This window comes from Mesobacillus selenatarsenatis SF-1 (assembly GCF_000813125.1).
Classification (GTDB): Bacteria; Bacillota; Bacilli; order Bacillales; family Cytobacillaceae; genus Mesobacillus; species Mesobacillus selenatarsenatis.
This window is the reverse complement of sequence record NZ_BASE01000070.1, coordinates 20,550-40,249: the sequence shown is the minus strand read 5'-3', so window position 1 is coordinate 40,249 and position 19,700 is coordinate 20,550. Positions and strand designations below refer to the sequence as shown.

Annotated in this window: 19 protein-coding genes and 1 other annotated feature; of the genes, 18 read left to right on the top strand and 1 reads right to left on the bottom strand. The window is 43.8% G+C overall.

What is annotated here, in order from left to right:
• Positions 1–2: 2 nt before the first annotated feature.
• From TY49_RS14055 to rplK, 6 genes are all read left to right on the top strand, one after another.
• Complete coding sequence (locus TY49_RS14055) at positions 3–512, top strand: NYN domain-containing protein (protein WP_041966539.1); 510 nt, start codon at positions 3–5, stop codon at positions 510–512.
• Positions 513–580: 68 nt separating this feature from the next.
• Complete coding sequence (sigH, locus tag TY49_RS14050) at positions 581–1,231, top strand: RNA polymerase sporulation sigma factor SigH (RefSeq protein ID WP_041966538.1); 651 nt, start codon at positions 581–583, stop codon at positions 1,229–1,231.
• Between the two features lie 110 nt (positions 1,232–1,341).
• A complete protein-coding gene (rpmG, locus tag TY49_RS14045) occupies positions 1,342–1,536 on the top strand; it encodes a 50S ribosomal protein L33 (RefSeq protein ID WP_439646171.1) in 195 nt (64 codons plus the stop codon).
• A gap of 51 nt (positions 1,537–1,587) precedes the next feature.
• Entirely contained in the window at positions 1,588–1,770 is a 183-nt protein-coding gene (gene secE, locus TY49_RS14040) for a preprotein translocase subunit SecE (protein ID WP_041966537.1), read from the top strand.
• Between the two features lie 276 nt (positions 1,771–2,046).
• Positions 2,047–2,580, top strand: a complete 534-nt coding sequence (nusG, locus tag TY49_RS14035; protein ID WP_041966536.1) for a transcription termination/antitermination protein NusG — start codon at positions 2,047–2,049, stop codon at positions 2,578–2,580.
• A 173-nt stretch (positions 2,581–2,753) separates the two neighbouring features.
• Entirely contained in the window at positions 2,754–3,179 is a 426-nt protein-coding gene (gene rplK, locus TY49_RS14030) for a 50S ribosomal protein L11 (RefSeq protein WP_023626445.1), read from the top strand.
• An 80-nt stretch (positions 3,180–3,259) separates the two neighbouring features.
• Here rplK and TY49_RS25425 read toward each other — a convergent pair whose 3' ends face one another.
• The gene (locus TY49_RS25425) at positions 3,260–3,388 is read right to left on the bottom strand and encodes a hypothetical protein (RefSeq protein ID WP_269745746.1); all 129 of its coding nucleotides are present in this window, start codon (positions 3,386–3,388) and stop codon (positions 3,260–3,262) included.
• A gap of 98 nt (positions 3,389–3,486) precedes the next feature.
• Between TY49_RS25425 and rplA the strand changes: the two genes are divergently transcribed.
• From rplA to rpsJ, 12 genes are all read left to right on the top strand, one after another.
• On the top strand, positions 3,487–4,179 hold the full coding sequence (gene rplA / locus TY49_RS14025; protein ID WP_041966535.1) for a 50S ribosomal protein L1: 693 nt from the start codon (positions 3,487–3,489) through the stop codon (positions 4,177–4,179).
• A gap of 50 nt (positions 4,180–4,229) precedes the next feature.
• Positions 4,230–4,367 (top strand) — a sequence feature (ribosomal protein L10 leader region).
• Positions 4,368–4,399: 32 nt separating this feature from the next.
• Positions 4,400–4,900, top strand: a complete 501-nt coding sequence (gene rplJ, locus TY49_RS14020) for a 50S ribosomal protein L10 (RefSeq protein WP_041966534.1) — start codon at positions 4,400–4,402, stop codon at positions 4,898–4,900.
• Between the two features lie 58 nt (positions 4,901–4,958).
• Positions 4,959–5,321, top strand: a complete 363-nt coding sequence (gene rplL / locus TY49_RS14015) for a 50S ribosomal protein L7/L12 (protein ID WP_041966533.1) — start codon at positions 4,959–4,961, stop codon at positions 5,319–5,321.
• Between the two features lie 158 nt (positions 5,322–5,479).
• Complete coding sequence (locus TY49_RS14010) at positions 5,480–6,082, top strand: class I SAM-dependent methyltransferase (RefSeq protein ID WP_041966532.1); 603 nt, start codon at positions 5,480–5,482, stop codon at positions 6,080–6,082.
• A 245-nt stretch (positions 6,083–6,327) separates the two neighbouring features.
• Positions 6,328–9,891, top strand: coding sequence for a DNA-directed RNA polymerase subunit beta (gene rpoB / locus TY49_RS14005; RefSeq protein WP_041966531.1), 3,564 nt, complete (start codon positions 6,328–6,330; stop codon positions 9,889–9,891).
• Positions 9,892–10,004: 113 nt separating this feature from the next.
• The gene (gene rpoC / locus TY49_RS14000) at positions 10,005–13,607 is read left to right on the top strand and encodes a DNA-directed RNA polymerase subunit beta' (RefSeq protein WP_041966530.1); all 3,603 of its coding nucleotides are present in this window, start codon (positions 10,005–10,007) and stop codon (positions 13,605–13,607) included.
• Between the two features lie 182 nt (positions 13,608–13,789).
• Positions 13,790–14,038 (top strand): 50S ribosomal protein L7ae-like protein, encoded by a 249-nt coding sequence (locus TY49_RS13995; protein ID WP_041966529.1) that lies wholly within the window; start codon positions 13,790–13,792, stop codon positions 14,036–14,038.
• A gap of 100 nt (positions 14,039–14,138) precedes the next feature.
• Positions 14,139–14,561 carry a 30S ribosomal protein S12 gene (gene rpsL / locus TY49_RS13990; protein WP_023626436.1) on the top strand — a complete coding sequence of 141 codons (423 nt, stop codon included), beginning with the start codon at positions 14,139–14,141 and terminating at the stop codon, positions 14,559–14,561.
• 40 nt (positions 14,562–14,601) lie between these two features.
• Complete coding sequence (gene rpsG / locus TY49_RS13985) at positions 14,602–15,072, top strand: 30S ribosomal protein S7 (protein ID WP_041966528.1); 471 nt, start codon at positions 14,602–14,604, stop codon at positions 15,070–15,072.
• Positions 15,073–15,120: 48 nt separating this feature from the next.
• Entirely contained in the window at positions 15,121–17,199 is a 2,079-nt protein-coding gene (gene fusA / locus TY49_RS13980) for an elongation factor G (protein WP_041966527.1), read from the top strand.
• 123 nt (positions 17,200–17,322) lie between these two features.
• Positions 17,323–18,510, top strand: coding sequence for an elongation factor Tu (gene tuf / locus TY49_RS13975; RefSeq protein ID WP_041966526.1), 1,188 nt, complete (start codon positions 17,323–17,325; stop codon positions 18,508–18,510).
• Between the two features lie 862 nt (positions 18,511–19,372).
• A complete protein-coding gene (gene rpsJ / locus TY49_RS13970; protein WP_009791329.1) occupies positions 19,373–19,681 on the top strand; it encodes a 30S ribosomal protein S10 in 309 nt (102 codons plus the stop codon).
• Positions 19,682–19,700 lie beyond the last annotated feature (19 nt).

Here is a 19,700-nt window from a genome sequence, read left to right as displayed (position 1 = left end):
GAATGGATATCCTGCTTGTTGACGGTTATAACATCATTGGCGCATGGCCGGAGCTGGTCAGTTTGAAGAAGAGAGAGCTTTCTGCCGCCAGGGACAGGCTGGTAGAAATCATGGCTGAATACCAGGCATATACCGGCTATCACGTCATCATTGTTTTTGACGCCCATTTTGTATCGGGAACCCAAAAGAAATATAAAAATTATAAGGTGGAAGTTATTTTTACAAAAGAAAATGAAACTGCGGATGAGCGGATTGAAAGGCTGGCCATCGACCTCAGTAACCGCAAGACGCAGATTCATGTAGCCACCTCAGACTACACCGAGCAATGGGCAATTTTTGGACAGGGAGCACTAAGGAAATCAGCAAGGGAGCTGCTTAACGAAACAAATTTAATCAGCAAAAAAATCGAGAAAAGCGTGAAAGTGATCCAGGAAAAGAAGCCAAGTGCCAAGATTCCGCTTACAAAAGAAGTGGCAGAAATTTTTGAAAAATGGCGCAGAGGTGAACATTGACCTGTTGACGCCTTAAAAAAGCCTGCTGTATAATATTTCTAACTGTATGTGCGGGCGGGGGGATCGAAATGAGTGCTGACATCGGGAATCGTTTAAATGAAGCTTATTTGTTGATGGAAGATGAAGAAATTGTAGAAGCAGTGCACAGAGGAGAAAGTGATGCACTTGATTTTCTGATTCACAAATACAGGAATTTTGTTCGTGCGAAAGCAAGGTCATATTTCCTGATTGGAGCAGATAAAGAGGACATCGTGCAGGAAGGAATGATCGGCTTATATAAAGCGATCCGTGATTTCCGAGAGGACAAGCTAACATCATTCAAAGCATTTGCAGAACTATGCATTACCCGTCAGATCATTACGGCCATCAAGACGGCCACAAGGCAAAAACACATCCCGCTTAACTCCTATGTTTCCCTGGACAAGCCGATTTATGATGAAGAATCGGACCGGACGCTGATGGATGTTTTATCCGGAGCCAAAGTGATGGACCCCGAAGAGTTATTTATCAACCAGGAAGAGTTTGACCAGATTGAAGTGAAAATGTCAGAGCTGCTGAGTGACCTTGAACGAAAAGTGCTCGCATTATATTTGGACGGACAATCATACCAGGAAATCTCTGAAGAGCTGAATCGCCATGTCAAGTCAATCGACAATGCGCTTCAGCGCGTGAAGCGGAAGCTGGAGAGGTATCTTGAGCTGAGAGAGCTGTCGGTATAAGTTGAATTGCTGAAAAATAGCCACAAAACTGACTTTTAATCTCGCAACCGCTTATTGACACAAGCTATCAGCCATGATATCTTTTTAAAGATATAATAGATGGCGGTTTCATGACATCAGATTGGAATCAGCCTTTTGAAGCGGGTGTAGTGTCAATGAACAACAAAGTGACTCTTGCTTGTAAGGAATGCGGTTCCCGTAATTATTCCACGACAAGCAACAAGCAAACGCAAACAGAACGGCTGGAGCTGAAAAAGTACTGCAGCAACTGCGGTGCCCATACAGTTCATAAGGAAACGAAATAAGGTTTTCAGATAGATCATCATATGGAATCCCGATAAGTTGGAGGTTACAAAATGCAGCGCATCACTAATTTTTTCAGTGAAGTTGGACGTGAAATGAGAAAGGTCAGCTGGCCTAGACGTAAAGAACTGACTCGCTATACGATTACAGTTCTGTCTACAGTTGCTTTTGCTGCTCTATTCTTCGCAGTGTTAGACCTTGGTATTTCTGAATTGATTCGCTTAATTCTTGAATAACCACTACGCACTCATGGTATAATGGAAAATATAAACGCAGGACAAGTTTAAAAGCCCGGATAACGGGTTTTTTATTTGCTTGAAAAAATTCACCTATACATTAGATGTTGTATAGCTCCAGTGCCTAGCCCCTCGAGGTCGCTTCGGTCCAGTCAATGAAGTCAAAGAACGACTTCACTGCCTGGCCCTCCAGCGCTGGTCGGGGCTGAACAAGGCACTTGCGCTTTTCTAATGACATTTGGAAATGGGGAGGGACGGACGATTTAGTCCTCGATAATGGAAAAGAATTGGTATGTAGTGCATACTTACTCAGGCTACGAGAACAAGGTCAAGACAAATCTTGAAAAGCGCGTTGAAACAATGGGCATGCAAGATAAGATCTTCCGGGTTATCGTACCTGAAGAAGAAGAAACAGATTTCAAAAATGGTAAAAAGAAAGTTGTTAAGAGAAAGACGTTCCCTGGCTATGTCCTGGTAGAAATAGTAATGACGGATGATTCCTGGTATGTTGTCCGCAACACGCCTGGTGTAACTGGATTCGTTGGCTCTTCTGGTGCAGGCTCAAAACCAACCGCATTATTGCCTGAAGAAGTAACGTTTATCCTCAAGCGCATGGGAGTTGAGGAGAAGAAGGTTGATATCAACTTCGAACTTGGTGAAACTGTCCAGGTAAGCGAAGGGCCGTTCGCCAACTTCACAGGGACAATCGAAGAAATCGATAAGGACAAGGCGAAGCTTAAAGTTCTTGTCAATATGTTCGGCCGCGATACTCCGGTAGAGCTCGAATTTTCGCAGATTGAAAAAATATAATCTGAAATAGCTTGAAATCAAATTTAAAAAGTGTTAATATTTCATAGGTCAGTATGTCTTGGACGATTGACAGATTATATGTCAAGTTCTTTATTTTATATAAAGACTTTTAAAATGAGTGGGAGGGGAAAATCCCCTATTACCACATCACGGACTTTAAGGAGGTGTGTCTCGTGGCTAAAAAAGTAATTAAGATGGTTAAGTTGCAAATCCCTGCTGGTAAAGCCAATCCGGCACCACCAGTTGGACCTGCACTAGGTCAAGCCGGTGTTAATATCATGGGATTCTGTAAGGAGTTTAACGCTCGTACAGCTGATCAAGCTGGATTAATCATTCCTGTTGAAATTACGGTTTTTGAAGACCGTTCATTTACATTTATTACGAAAACTCCTCCTGCTGCAGTTCTTTTGAAGGTAGCAGCTGGAATCCAGTCTGGTTCTGGTGAACCGAACCGTAATAAAGTAGCAACAGTCAAGCGTGATAAAGTACGTGAGATTGCTGAACAGAAAATGCCTGACCTGAACGCAGCTAGCGTTGAAGCAGCAATGCGCATGGTTGAAGGTACTGCACGCAGCATGGGAATCACAATCGAAGATTAATTTCTGCTGCAGGGGATTGACAGGTTGCGTAGCTGAATTTGATTTCACTCGCAACCTTTTATCTGTCTGATACGGCGCCTTTATGGCGCCTTCGCTTTTCGAGCTCTGGTGCTTTGTTTAAAAAGCACCTCCGCTTTTCGTTGTCTAGCTGCGGCGCCTAGCCCCTCGGTCACTTCGGTTCGCCCGTTGAAGTCAAAGAACGACTTCATCGGTCGGCCCTCCAGTGCCTGTCAGGCTGGTCGAGGCGCCTGCGCTTTTCATCGTGGGAGGTTATTCCGTTAAAACCACAATATAGGAGGAAATTAAAATGGCTAAAAAAGGTAAAAAGTATCTAGAAGCTGTAAAGCTTGTAGATCGCTCTCAAGCATATACAGTTACAGAAGCAGTTGAGCTTGCTAAGAAGACAAGCACTGTGAAATTCGACGCTACAGTTGAAGCTGCTTTCCGTTTGGGCGTAGACCCTAAGAAAGCTGACCAGCAAATCCGTGGAGCAGTTGTGCTTCCAAACGGTACTGGTAAAACTCAACGTGTTCTAGTATTCGCTAAAGGCGAAAAGTTAAAAGAAGCAGAAGCTGCTGGCGCAGACTATGTTGGCGATGCTGAATACATCACTAAGATCCAGCAAGGCTGGTTCGACTTTGATGTAATCGTAGCTACACCTGACATGATGGGTGAAGTTGGTAAGCTTGGCCGCGTATTGGGACCTAAAGGCTTAATGCCAAACCCTAAGACTGGCACAGTTACTTTCGATGTAACGAAAGCAGTTAACGAAATCAAAGCTGGTAAGGTAGAATACCGCGTTGATAAGTCTGGTAACATCCACGTACCTATCGGAAAAGTTTCTTTCGAAGACGGAAAGCTTGTTGAAAACTTCAACACAATCTTCGAAACTATGATGAAGGTTAAGCCAGCTGCAGCTAAAGGAACTTACATGAAGAACGTTACGATCTCTACTACAATGGGACCTGGCGTTAAAGTAGATCCTTCAACTGTAAAATAATAGTATTTGACAATCAAAGAAGCATTAGATATAATTCTTCTTGTTGTGAAAATAAAATAACATTTGTACCGCAGACAGCAGGGGCTTATAGCTTAATAACCTGCCGAGGTCATACGATAGAGCAACACTTTTACTATTGTATACTTCCTCCGTGTCTGTCATAGATGCGGAGGTTTTTATTTGATCGGTATAAATGCAATAATCTACAGGAGGTGTAAGGATGAGCAATATCATCGAAGTGAAAAAGCAAATCGTTGACGAGATTGCTGGCAAACTAAAAGAAAGCAAATCAACAATCGTTGTTGATTACCGCGGACTTACAGTTTCTGAAGTAACAGAACTTCGTAAAGAGCTTCGTGAAGCTGGCGTAGAATTCAAAGTTTACAAAAACTCTATGACACGCCGTGCTGCTGAAGCTGCTGAACTTGCTGACTTAAACACATCTTTAACAGGTCCTAACGCAATCGCGTTCAGTACTGAAGATGTAGTAGCGCCAGCGAAGATTCTAAACGAATTCGCTAAAAAGCACGAAGCGCTTGAAATCAAGGCGGGCGTAGTTGAAGGCAACATCGTTACAGTAGAGGAAATCAAGGCACTTGCAGACCTACCGTCTCGCGAAGGTCTACTTTCTATGCTACTCAGCGTACTTCAAGCTCCAATCCGCAATCTTGCTCTTGCTGCAAAAGCTGTTGCAGAACAGAAAGAAGAGCAAGGCGCGTAAGTTAAAAATAATTACCGTTTAACAATAAAAAAACTAACCTATTAGGAGGAAACAAATCATGACTCAAGAACAAATCATTGAAGCAGTTAAAAATATGACTGTTTTAGAACTTAACGATCTAGTAAAAGCAATCGAAGAAGAATTCGGCGTAACTGCTGCTGCACCAGTTGCTATGATGGGTGGAGCTGCTGGAGCTGCTGCTGAAGAACAAACTGAATTTGACGTAGTACTTGCATCTGCTGGCGACCAGAAGATCAAGGTTATCAAAGTTGTACGTGAAATCACAGGTCTTGGTCTTAAAGAAGCGAAGGAAGTTGTTGACAACGCTCCTAAAGCTCTTAAAGAAGGCGTTTCTAAAGAAGAAGCTGAAGAAATCAAAGCTAAGCTTGAAGAAGTTGGAGCTAACGTCGAAGTTAAGTAATCAACCTTACAATAAAAAGCTCGCTGCTAAAGCGGGCTTTTTTTTCGCTTTATTAGTTTCGAATTTTGCTTTTTGGTTTTAAGTGATTTATAATACCGCAGTAGCAATGCAATCCGCGATCGCATTCTTCAAATGAGTCCCCGTGGAGGTGAAAGATTTTGTCTGAACATTATTACTCCCGCAAACCCAGTACCGAAAGCAATCCTGCGAAATGGCAAATTGAATTAAAGGGGAATAGCTTCCGCTTTAAGACTGACAATGGAGTTTTTTCGAAGAAGGAAGTCGATTTTGGGTCAAGGTTATTGATCGACACTTTCGAGTTGAATAAAGCTGGTGGATTGATTCTTGATGTCGGCTGCGGCTATGGACCGATCGGCCTTTCGTTAGCCAAGGCTTTTCCAGAAGTGATGGTCCACATGGTGGATGTCAATGAAAGAGCGATTATGCTTGCTGAGGAAAATGCGTCCGAAAATAAAGTGACCAACGTGAAAATCTATGAAAGTGACCGGCTGACTGGAGTGGAGGAAAAAGAATTCGATGCAATTCTAACGAACCCGCCGATCCGTGCCGGAAAAAAGGTCGTGCATGATATTTTCGAACAAAGTTTTCTGCATTTAGCTGAAGGTGGAGAGCTTTGGGTGGTTATCCAGAAGAAACAAGGTGCGCCATCCGCGATGGAAAAAATGAAAGAGTTATTTGGCGAAGTAGACATTGCGGCAAAAAGTAAAGGATACTTTATTCTCAAATCTGTTAAATGTTGACGTGAGAAAACCGCTATGTTAATATTATAAAATGCCAATATATTAGTTTTCTTTTCAATTGCTATTTTCATCGAAAGTTGTATAATTTTGGGCATTAAGGGAAAACTAACAAAATAATTGTTCGTTGCAGGAAATGTGGTTTTTAGGTGAAAACCCTTTTTCTTTTTGTCTTTTGAAATGGAGGAAACTTCATGGACAAGACAGGGATAGATGAATAATAACGCTTGATTTGAGGGGTGAATCAGTTGACAGGTCAACTAGTTCAGTATGGACGACACCGCCAACGTAGAAGTTATGCTCGCATCAGTGAAGTTTTGGAATTGCCGAATTTGATTGAAATTCAAACCTCTTCCTATCAGTGGTTTCTTGATGAGGGCCTCCGTGAAATGTTCCAGGACATTTCACCGATTGAAGACTTTACTGGTAACTTATCGTTAGAGTTTATCGATTACAGTCTTGGCGAACCGAAATATCCAGTGGAAGAATCGAAAGAAAGAGACGTTACTTACTCCGCACCATTGCGAGTAAAGGTCCGCCTTGTGAATAAGGAAACAGGTGAAGTAAAGGACCAGGATGTCTTCATGGGCGATTTCCCGCTTATGACAGAAACTGGCACGTTTGTAATTAACGGTGCTGAAAGGGTTATCGTTTCCCAGTTAGTGCGCTCACCAAGTGTGTACTACAGCGGAAAGCTTGATAAGAACGGGAAGAAAGGGTTCACTGCGACCGTTATTCCTAACCGTGGCGCCTGGTTAGAGTATGAAACAGATGCCAAGGATGTTGTATATGTAAGGATCGATCGTACGAGGAAACTCCCTGTTACGGTTCTTTTGCGTGCATTAGGGTTCGGTTCTGATCAAGAAATCATTGATCTGATCGGTGATAACGAATATATCCGTAATACTCTTGAAAAAGACAATACGGAAAGTACGGAAAAAGCGCTTCTTGAAATTTATGAGCGTCTCCGTCCAGGCGAACCGCCTACAGTTGACAACGCAAAAAGCCTTCTGGTATCAAGATTCTTTGATCCAAAGCGCTATGACCTTGCAAATGTAGGGCGTTATAAAATCAACAAAAAGCTTCATATTAAAAACCGTTTATTCGGGCAAAAGCTTGCTGAAACATTAGTAGACCCAGAAACAGGAGAAATCATTGCCGAGAAAGGCGTCACTTTAGACCGCCGTACACTCGATAAGATCATACCTGCACTGGAGAAGAATGTTGGCTTCAAGGATTTCAGCCCATATGGCGGCGTGGTTGAAGAGGACGTAACGCTTCAAAGCATTAAGATCTACTCTCCGAACGATGTTGAGGGCGAGAAAGAAATTAATGTTTTAGGAAACGCCTATGTCCCTGAACCGATCAAAAACATCACGCCTGCTGATATCATTTCATCCATCAGCTACTTCTTTAACTTGTTGCATGGTGTTGGCGATACGGATGACATCGACCATTTAGGAAACAGACGCCTTCGTTCTGTTGGTGAACTGTTGCAGAACCAATTCCGTATTGGTTTGTCCAGAATGGAGCGTGTAGTCCGTGAAAGAATGTCCATCCAGGATACAAATACGATTACACCACAGCAATTAATCAATATCCGCCCGGTAATTGCGTCCATTAAAGAGTTCTTTGGAAGCTCCCAGCTTTCACAGTTCATGGACCAGACAAATCCGCTGGCTGAATTGACACATAAAAGGCGTCTATCTGCATTGGGACCTGGTGGTCTTACACGTGAACGCGCTGGTTTCGAAGTGCGTGACGTTCACTATTCCCACTACGGACGTATGTGCCCGATTGAAACGCCGGAAGGTCCTAACATCGGTTTGATCAACTCACTTTCAAGTTTCGCTAAGGTTAATCGCTTCGGATTCATTGAGACTCCGTACCGCCGCGTTGATCCTGAAACAGGTAAAGTGACAAGCCATTTTGATTACTTAACAGCTGATGAAGAAGATAACTATGTAGTTGCACAGGCGAATGCTCGTCTTGCTGATGATGGTTCTTTCATTGATGATGAAGTAATAGCCCGTTTCCGTGGTGAAAACACAGTCGTCAAACGTGACCGCGTCGATTATATGGACGTATCACCTAAGCAGGTTGTATCTGCAGCGACTGCGTGTATCCCGTTCTTGGAAAACGATGACTCCAACCGTGCACTAATGGGTGCGAACATGCAAAGACAGGCTGTTCCGTTAATGCAGCCGGAAGCACCAATCGTAGGTACGGGAATGGAGCACGTGAACGCAAAGGATTCCGGTGCTGCAGTAATCTGTAAGCATGAAGGAATTGTAGAACACGTTGAAGCGCGTCAAGTATGGGTTCGCCGTGTTACTGAAGTAGACGGCCAGGAAGTTAAGGGTGACCTTGATAAATACCTCATGCTTAAGTTCATTCGTTCCAATCAGGGTACTTGCTATAACCAGCGCCCAATCGTAAGCCTTGGTGACCGTGTAGTTAAAGGAGAAATCCTTGCTGACGGACCATCAATGGAAAAAGGTGAACTGGCACTAGGACGTAACGTTCTTGTTGGGTTCATGACATGGAATGGCTATAACTATGAAGATGCCATCATCATGAGTGAGCGCCTTGTTAAAGATGATGTTTATACATCAATCCATATAGAAGAATACGAATCAGAGTCCCGAGATACTAAGCTTGGACCTGAAGAAATTACACGCGATATCCCTAACGTTGGGGAAGATGCATTGAGAAACCTTGACGAGCGCGGAATCATCCGTGTTGGTGCCGAAGTAAAAGACGGAGATCTCCTTGTCGGTAAGGTAACACCTAAAGGGGTTACTGAATTGACAGCTGAAGAACGCCTCTTGCATGCAATCTTTGGTGAAAAAGCAAGGGAAGTCCGTGATACATCATTGCGTGTTCCACACGGCGGCGGCGGGATTGTCCTTGACGTCAAAGTGTTCAACCGCGAAGATGGCGACGAGCTTCCTCCTGGAGTGAACCAGCTGGTCCGTGCTTACATCGTTCAGAAGCGTAAGATTTCTGAAGGTGATAAGATGGCGGGACGCCACGGTAACAAAGGGGTTATCTCGAAAATTCTTCCGGAAGAGGATATGCCTTTCCTGCCGGACGGAACACCAGTCGATATCATGCTTAACCCACTAGGGGTACCATCACGTATGAACATCGGTCAGGTTCTTGAGCTTCACCTTGGTATGGCAGCGCGCTACCTTGGAATCCATGTTGCTTCACCGGTATTCGATGGTGCTCGTGAGGAAGATGTATGGTCAACAATCCAGGAAGCTGGTATGGCCAGAGATGCGAAAACTGTCCTATATGATGGACGTACAGGTGAACCATTCGATAACCGTGTATCTGTCGGTGTCATGTACATGATCAAGCTTGCTCACATGGTAGACGATAAGCTTCATGCTCGTTCTACTGGACCATACTCACTTGTTACGCAGCAGCCACTAGGCGGTAAAGCTCAGTTCGGCGGACAGCGTTTCGGGGAGATGGAGGTTTGGGCGCTTGAAGCTTACGGCGCTGCTTACACATTGCAGGAAATCTTAACCGTCAAGTCCGATGATGTTGTTGGACGTGTTAAAACATACGAAGCAATTGTAAAAGGTGAAAACGTACCAGAACCAGGCGTTCCTGAATCATTCAAAGTATTGATGAAAGAACTTCAGAGTCTTGGTATGGACGTCAAGATCCTATCAGGCGATGAAAAAGAAATAGAAATGCGCGATTTTGATGATGAAGAAGAATTGCAGCATGCAGAAACATTGACAATTGCTCCTGAAACAGAAGAAATGAATTCTGAAAAAGTAGGAATGAAAGAATAGGTCCATCTAATTGGCACACGTGAACAAACAGTTGAATAACAGTATTGTCCACGTGTGTTCCTTTTTGTGTGGCCATAAGGGTAAAACCCTAGATTAAAAGGGAGGTAGGCCCCTTGCTAGATGTTAATAATTTCGAGTACATGAAAATTGGCCTCGCTTCACCAGACAAGATCCGTTCATGGTCTTTCGGTGAGGTTAAAAAGCCGGAAACAATCAACTATCGTACTTTAAAACCAGAAAAAGACGGCTTATTCTGTGAGCGTATCTTCGGACCGACGAAGGACTGGGAATGTCACTGCGGAAAGTACAAAAGAGTTCGCTACAAAGGCGTTGTCTGTGACCGATGCGGTGTTGAAGTAACACGTGCAAAAGTCCGTCGTGAAAGAATGGGACACATCGAGCTTGCAGCTCCTGTTTCTCACATCTGGTATTTCAAAGGTATTCCTAGCCGTATGGGACTTATCCTTGATATGTCTCCGCGCGCACTTGAAGAGGTTATTTACTTTGCTTCTTACGTTGTTACGGAAACTGGCGACACTGCCCTTGAGAAGAAGCAGTTGTTGTCAGAAAAAGAATACCGCGCTTATCGTGAAAAATACGGTAACAAATTCCAGGCAGCAATGGGAGCAGAAGCAATCAAAAAGCTGCTTTCAGATATCGACCTTGATAAAGAAGCCGACATGCTGAAGGAAGAATTAAGAACAGCACAAGGCCAGCGTCGTACTCGTGCGATCAAGCGTCTTGAAGTAGTTGAAGCGTTCCGTGGTTCAGGCAATGAGCCATCTTGGATGATCCTTGATGTCCTCCCTGTCATCCCGCCGGAACTTCGCCCGATGGTACAGCTTGACGGTGGTCGTTTCGCAACTTCCGACCTGAATGACCTGTATCGCCGTGTAATCAACCGTAACAACCGCCTTAAGCGTCTTCTTGACCTTGGTGCTCCTAGCATCATCGTCCAGAACGAAAAGCGTATGCTGCAGGAAGCTGTTGATGCGTTGATCGATAACGGCCGCCGCGGTCGTCCGGTAACTGGACCAGGTAACCGTCCATTGAAGTCCCTTTCTCATATGCTGAAGGGTAAGCAAGGCCGTTTCCGTCAAAACCTTCTTGGTAAGCGTGTTGACTACTCAGGCCGTTCGGTTATCGTCGTAGGTCCTAACCTGCAAATGTACCAGTGCGGTCTACCTAAAGAAATGGCACTTGAGCTGTTCAAGCCATTCGTAATGAAAGAATTAGTGCAAAAAGGTTTAGCGCACAACATTAAGTCTGCTAAACGTAAAATTGAGCGCGTTAGCCCTGAGGTTTGGGATGTTCTAGAAGATGTAATCAAGGAACACCCAGTATTGCTGAACCGTGCCCCGACACTTCACAGACTTGGAATCCAGGCGTTCGAGCCAACATTGGTCGAAGGACGCGCAATCCGTCTTCACCCGCTCGTATGTACAGCTTACAACGCTGACTTCGACGGTGACCAGATGGCGGTTCACGTTCCACTTTCTGCTGAAGCACAGGCAGAAGCACGCCTATTGATGCTTGCTGCTCAGAACATCCTGAACCCTAAGGATGGAAAGCCGGTTGTTACTCCTTCACAGGATATGGTTTTAGGTAACTATTACCTGACTCTGGAAAGAGAAGAGGCTGTTGGTGAAGGTATGGTCTTTAAAGATGCGAATGAAGCATTGATCGCATACCAGAATGGCTATGTACATCTTCATACTCGTATTGCTGTTGCCGCTTCATCACTTGGCAACCAGACATTCAATGAAGGGCAAAATGGTCAGCTCTTGATCACGACAGTTGGAAAGCTGATTTTCAATGAAATCCTTCCAGCGTCATTCCCTTACATCAATGAGCCTTCCAAGCAAAATCTTGAGGAGAAGACTCCAGAGAAGTATTTTGTGGAAAAAGGCGCAGATGTGAAGGAAGTCATCAAGTCTATGCCATTGGTGGATCCGTTCAAGAAGAAAATTCTTGGAAACATCATTGCTGAAGTGTTCAAGAAGTTCAAAATCACAGAAACATCAAAAATGCTTGACCGTATGAAGGGTCTTGGATTCACATACTCGACTAAAGCGGGTATTACGGTTGGTGTGGCTGATATCGTGGTTCTTAAAGAGAAGCAGGAAATCATTTCAGAAGCACAAACAAAGGTAGATAATGTTCTTAAGCAGTTCAGACGTGGTTTGATTACCGAGGATGAGCGTTATGATCGCGTAATTTCTATCTGGAGCCAGGCGAAGGATAATATCCAGGCTAAGCTGATGAAATCACTAGATAATTCAAACCCTATCTTCATGATGAGTGACTCCGGTGCCCGTGGTAACGCGTCTAACTTCACGCAGCTTGCTGGTATGCGTGGTCTGATGGCCAACCCGGCTGGACGAATCATCGAGTTGCCGATCAAATCAAGTTTCCGTGAAGGTCTGACAGTATTGGAGTACTTTATCTCCACTCACGGTGCTCGTAAAGGTCTTGCCGATACAGCACTTAAGACTGCTGACTCAGGTTACCTGACTCGCCGTCTCGTAGACGTAGCACAGGATGTCATCGTGCGCGAAGACGATTGCGGTACAGACAGAGGCTTATTTATCAAATCGCTTAAAGATGGTACTGAAGTAATCGAACCTCTAGATGAGCGTTTAATTGGCCGTTATGCAAGAAAGGCAATCAAGCATCCTGAAACAAAGGCAGTGATTGTACCTGAAAACGGGTTGATTACAGAAGACTTGACTGTTGAAGTAATAGAAGCAGGGATCGAAGAAGTATGGATCCGCTCTGCATTCACATGTAATACACGCCATGGCGTATGTAAGAAGTGTTACGGACGCAACCTTGCGACCGGCCAGGAAGTCGAAGTTGGCGAAGCAGTCGGTATCATTGCTGCCCAGTCAATCGGTGAGCCAGGTACACAGCTTACAATGCGTACGTTCCATACGGGCGGTGTTGCAGGAGACGATATCACACAAGGTCTTCCGCGTATCCAGGAATTGTTCGAAGCACGTAATCCTAAAGGGCAAGCTGTCATCTCTGAATTGGAAGGTGTCGTAGTCGGCATCAACGAAGGAAAAGATCGTCAGCAGGAAATCGTCATTCAGGGTGAAATCGAAAGCCGCACATACAATGCGCCATATACAGCACGCCTAAAGGTTGCTATAAATGACCATGTAGAACGAGGTCAGGAACTCACAGAAGGTTCCATCGACCCTAAGGAACTTTTAAGAGTCAAAGACGTTCAATCCGTGCAGGAATACCTGTTGAAAGAAGTTCAAAAGGTATACCGAATGCAGGGTGTTGAAATCGGCGACAAGCACGTAGAAGTAATGGTGCGCCAGATGATGCGCAAGATCAGGGTTATCGACGCTGGTGAAACAGATGTACTACCAGGTACATTGCTTGAGATCCACCAGTTCACTGACGCTAACCGCAAAGCACTTCTTGAAGGCAAAATGCCAGCAACAGGACGTCCAGTATTGCTTGGTATAACAAAAGCATCACTTGAGACGGATTCATTCCTGTCTGCAGCATCCTTCCAGGAAACAACAAGAGTGCTTACAGATGCTGCGATCAAAGGCAAGCGCGATGAGCTTCTTGGCCTGAAGGAAAATGTTATCATCGGTAAACTCGTTCCAGCAGGAACAGGCATGCAGCGCTACAGAAGAGCTGAGCCAATCTCAATGGAAGAAGAAAATGCCGAAGATGTAATCACTGTAGAATAAAATAAGAAGCGCGGTGCTCTCTGCCACGGCAGAAAGTGCCGCCTTTTTAAAGAAAAAAGAAACGATCTATGAATAAAAACATTAATCTAGCGAAAAAAGTTTTTTAATGCTGTTGACATCCCTTGAGCTAAATGTTAATATTTCAAAGGTGCTCCTATTTACCGGTTACTTTGGAGGATATCATGTCTTATGAAAAAGTAGCTCAGGCTAAAAAGATTATAGTAGGATCAAAGCAAACAGTGAAAGCACTGAAGGCTGGCGAAGTAATCGAACTGGTCATTGCGAAGGATGCTGACATGAAAGTGACAGCGAATCTATTGCAGACTGCCAGGGAAATGAACACCGCCATCACCTATGTCGACTCTATGAAAAAATTGGGGAAGGCATGCGGGATTGCCGTAGGAGCTTCAGCTGTAGCGATAACCAAGTAAAAACTGTTTTTGCAGTGGACTGCAAGAACTTTGTTTTTTGTTAAAAAATGAACCACCTGGATGTGTGGGCTTACAAAAATGTGAAGGGAGGAAAATGATCATGCCTACTATTAACCAATTAGTGCGCAAGCCGCGTAGCTCTAAAGAGGAGAAGTCAAAATCTCCAGCGCTTAATAAAGGTTACAACAGCTTCAAGAAAGCTCAAACTAACGTTTCATCTCCACAAAAGCGTGGTGTATGTACTCGTGTTGGTACTATGACTCCTAAGAAGCCAAACTCAGCGTTGCGTAAATACGCTCGTGTACGTTTGACTAACGGAATCGAGGTAACAGCTTATATCCCTGGTATCGGGCACAACCTTCAAGAGCACAGTGTTGTTCTTATCCGTGGAGGACGTGTAAAAGACTTACCGGGTGTACGTTACCACATCGTTCGTGGTGCTCTTGATACTGCTGGAGTAAACAACCGTATGCAGGGCCGTTCTAAGTACGGAACTAAGAGACCAAAAGCAGCTAAAAAATAATAAACAAAACTAATTAGCCTTTTTGAAAGGAGGAAATAACATGCCACGTAAAGGTCCAGTTGCAAAAAGAGACGTATTGCCGGATCCGATTTATAACTCAAAGCTTATCACTCGCTTGATCAACAAGATGATGATCGATGGCAAGAGAGGTAAATCACAAAAGATCCTTTATTCAGCTTTTGATATCATTCGTGAGCGTTCAGGCAAAGAGCCAATCGAAGTATTCGATGCAGCTCTTAAAAACATCATGCCTGTTCTAGAAGTAAAAGCACGCCGTGTAGGTGGAGCTAACTATCAAGTACCAATCGAGGTGCGTGCAGACCGCCGTACAACTCTTGGTCTTCGCTGGTTGGTAAACTACTCACGTCTTCGTGGGGAAAAGACAATGGAAGAGCGTCTTGCTAACGAAATTCTAGATGCTGCTAACAACACTGGTGCTTCTGTTAAGAAGCGCGAAGATACACACAAAATGGCGGAAGCAAACAAAGCATTCGCTCACTATCGTTGGTAATCTTACCTTCAATCTAAAAACACTTATACTAGGAAGGAGAAAGACCAAATGGCAAGAGAGTTCTCCTTAGAAAAAACTCGTAATATTGGGATCATGGCTCATATTGATGCTGGTAAAACAACAACAACTGAGCGTGTTCTTTATTATACTGGCCGTATTCACAAAATCGGCGAAACACACGAAGGTGCTTCTCAAATGGACTGGATGGAGCAGGAACAAGAGCGTGGAATCACGATCACTTCTGCTGCAACAACAGCTTCTTGGAAAGAACACCGCGTAAACATCATCGATACACCAGGACACGTAGACTTCACTGTTGAAGTTGAACGTTCACTTCGTGTACTTGATGGTGCAGTAGCAGTACTTGACGCACAGTCAGGTGTTGAGCCTCAAACAGAAACAGTTTGGCGCCAGGCTACAACTTATGGAGTTCCACGTGTAGTATTCGTTAACAAAATGGATAAACTAGGCGCGGACTTCCTATACTCTGTATCAACTATTCATGATCGTCTACAAGCTAATGCTCACCCGATCCAACTTCCGATCGGTGCTGAAGATGAGTTCGAAGCAATCATCGACCTAGTTGAAATGAGAGCAATCTTCTACGGTAATGACCTTGGTACAGAAATCACTGTTGGGGAAATTCCAGAAGAATATATGGCTAAAGCTGAAGAATACCGTGAAAAGTTAGTTGAAGCGGTAGCTGAGCTTGATGAAGAGTTAATGGAAAAATACCTTGGTGGAGAAGAGCTTACAGTCGAAGAGATCAAAGCTGCAATCCGTAAAGGTACAACAAATGTTGAATTCTACCCAGTTATCTGTGGTTCAGCATTCAAAAATAAAGGTGTTCAGCTAATGCTTGACGCTGTTATTGACTACCTACCATCTCCGCTTGATGTACCTGCGATCCAGGGCCATCTTCCGGACACAGAAGACGTAGTTGAGCGTCACTCTGATGATAGCGAACCATTCTCAGCACTTGCGTTCAAAGTTATGACTGACCCTTATGTTGGTAAATTAACATTCTTCCGCGTTTACTCTGGTACTCTTGATTCTGGTTCATATGTCCAGAACTCTACCAAAGGAAAGCGTGAGCGTATTGGACGTATCCTTCAGATGCACGCGAACAGCCGTCAGGAAATCTCAACGGTTTACGCAGGCGACATCGCTGCAGCTGTAGGTTTGAAAGATACTACTACAGGTGACACTCTATGTGATGAAAAGAATCTAGTTATTCTTGAATCCATGCAGTTCCCTGAACCAGTAATCCAGTTATCAGTTGAACCTAAGTCAAAAGCTGACCAGGACAAGATGACAACTGCATTGCAAAAGCTTCAAGAAGAAGATCCTACATTCCGCGCACACACTGACCAGGAAACTGGACAGGTTATCATCGCTGGAATGGGTGAACTTCACCTTGATATCATCGTTGACCGTATGAAGCGCGAATTTAAAGTGGAAGCAAACGTAGGTGCACCTCAGGTTGCATACCGTGAAACTTTCCGCGAATCAGCTAACGTTGAAGGTAAATTTGCTCGTCAGTCCGGTGGACGTGGTCAATACGGACACGTTTGGATCGAGTTCTCTCCAAACGATGAAGGAAAAGGCTTTGAATTCGTAAACGGCATCGTCGGTGGTGTAGTTCCACGTGAATACATCCCAGCTGTTCAAGCTGGTCTTGAAGATGCTCTAGATCGCGGAGTTCTTGCAGGATATCCACTTGTTGACATCAAGGCAAGACTGTTTGACGGTTCTTACCACGATGTTGACTCCTCTGAAATGGCGTTTAAAATCGCTGCTTCAATGGCACTTAAGAATGCGGCTTCCAAGTGTAAGCCAGTTATCCTTGAGCCTGTCATGAGGGTTGAAGTTGTTATCCCTGAAGAATATCTTGGAGATATCATGGGTATGATTACTGCTCGTCGCGGACGCGTCGAAGGTATGGATGCTCGTGGTAACGCTCAAGTTGTCCGTTCGATGGTTCCACTTTCAGAAATGTTCGGATATGCAACTGCCCTTCGTTCAAGTACACAAGGACGTGGTGTGTTCTCAATGCACTTCGACCACTACGAAGAAGTTCCTAAATCTGTTTCTGAAGAAATCATCAAAAAAAATAAAGGTGAATAATTGATTTTCACCTATTAATCAAGTATAACTACTAATGTAAGCATAACGCTGTGGAATAGGTGCTCCTGTTCCACGGCACATTAAATATACTTAATTTTCATATATTAAAGGAGGATTTTTCTAATGGGAAAAGCTAAATTCGATCGTTCTAAGCCACACGTTAACATTGGTACAATTGGTCACGTTGACCATGGTAAAACTACTCTAACTGCTGCTATCACTACTGTACTTTCTAAAGTAGGCGGCGGTGAAGCACGCGGATATGACCAAATCGACGCTGCTCCAGAAGAGCGCGAGCGTGGAATTACAATCTCAACTGCACACGTTGAGTATGAAACTGAAACTCGTCACTATGCACACGTTGACTGCCCAGGACACGCTGACTATGTTAAGAACATGATCACTGGTGCTGCTCAAATGGATGGCGGAATTCTTGTTGTTTCTGCTGCTGATGGCCCAATGCCACAAACTCGTGAGCACATCCTTCTTTCTCGTCAGGTAGGCGTACCTTTCCTTGTTGTATTCATGAACAAGTGTGATATGGTTGACGACGAAGAACTTCTTGAATTAGTAGAAATGGAAGTACGTGACCTTCTTTCTGAATACGACTTCCCTGGCGATGACATTCCAGTTATCAAAGGTTCTGCTCTTAAAGCTCTTGAAGGCGATGCTGCATGGGAAGAAAAAATCACTGAGCTTATGGCTGCAGTTGATGAGTACATCCCAACACCAACACGTGACACTGACAAGCCATTCATGATGCCTGTTGAGGACGTATTCTCAATCACTGGCCGTGGAACAGTTGCTACTGGTCGTGTTGAGCGTGGACAAGTTAAAGTCGGTGACGTAATCGAAATCATCGGTATGACTGAAGAGCCAAAATCTACTACTGTAACAGGAGTAGAAATGTTCCGTAAGCTTCTTGACTATGCAGAAGCTGGAGACAACATCGGTGCACTTCTTCGTGGGGTAGCTCGTGAAGATATCCAACGTGGTCAAGTACTTGCTAAGCCAGGTTCTGTTAAGCCACACACAAAGTTTACTGCTGAAGTATACGTTCTTTCAAAAGAAGAAGGTGGACGTCACACTCCATTCTTCACAAACTACCGTCCACAGTTCTACTTCCGTACAACTGATGTAACTGGTATTTGTAACCTTCCTGAAGGCGTAGAAATGGTTATGCCTGGCGACAACATCGAAATGACTGTTGAACTAATCGCTCCAATCGCTATCGAAGAAGGAACTAAGTTCTCAATTCGTGAAGGCGGCCGTACTGTAGGCGCTGGCGTTGTAGCTTCTATTCAAGAGTAATTTTAATAATAACAATGCAAGCAGCTGGATGACGATCCAGCTGCTTTTTTATTTATCTTTTGTAGTAGAAGTTGAAAGAATTCTGGTTAAATATTTCAGAAAAGAGTATTTATGATATTGGTAATAGAATATAGTCCGTTGTTGGAGAAACAAACAAATCTTGGTTTCATCAAATGTAACAATGTGCGTATAAAGAAGCATCAAGCAGGTTTATCGTCACATTAAGGCCGATAATGTGCGGATAAGAAGGAAAACAGAGAGTTTATCGTCACATTAAGGCCGATAATGTGCGGATAAGAAGGAAACCAGAGAGTTTATCGTCACATTAAGGCCAATAATGTGCGGATAAGAAGGAAACCAGAGAGTTTATCGTCAATAATTATGCGATCTTCATCAGATTCTGTACTTTTAGATCACCAGACTTCAATTTGAGTTAAATGAGCTAGGAATCACCTTACTCCTCGCACACAAATTAATAATATCCAAACCAAAACTCAAATCAGTTTCTTCTATAATATATCTTCAATATATCTTCAATCCAAAACGCCGCATGTTTTCACCAACTTAATCACCCCACGCACTACAGGAATTATTTTCTTCACGTCCAAATAGTTAGAAATCTCTTTCCCTACTTGTAAAATGCAGTAGCGACCGCTATAATAGTAAAAGTGTGTTAAACATAATTAAAAAGCGGAATACTTCTTGCATTTGGGTTATGTTTTATGTATAATAGACAATGTTGGTCTTTGACTGCGATGATGCGAAAGGTTGCTGACACACCCGGCCGCTTTGCCATGGCGAGTGTGTGGGAAATTTTCGCGGAGAATGTCTATTTTAAAATAGGCGAAAAGGAGGGAAAGTAATGGCAAAACAAAAAATTCGTATCCGTTTGAAAGCTTATGATCACAGGATTCTTGATCAATCTGCAGAGAAAATTGTTGAAACTGCAAAACGTTCTGGTGCGGCGGTGTCTGGTCCAATCCCACTACCTACAGAAAAGTCAATCTACACAATTCTTCGTGCGGTGCATAAGTACAAGGATTCCCGTGAGCAGTTCGAAATGCGTACGCATAAGCGTCTGATTGACATCATCAATCCGACTCCGCAAACGGTCGATTCACTAATGCGTTTAGACCTGCCATCAGGTGTAGATATCGAAATCAAACTTTAATAAATAAACATTATAATTC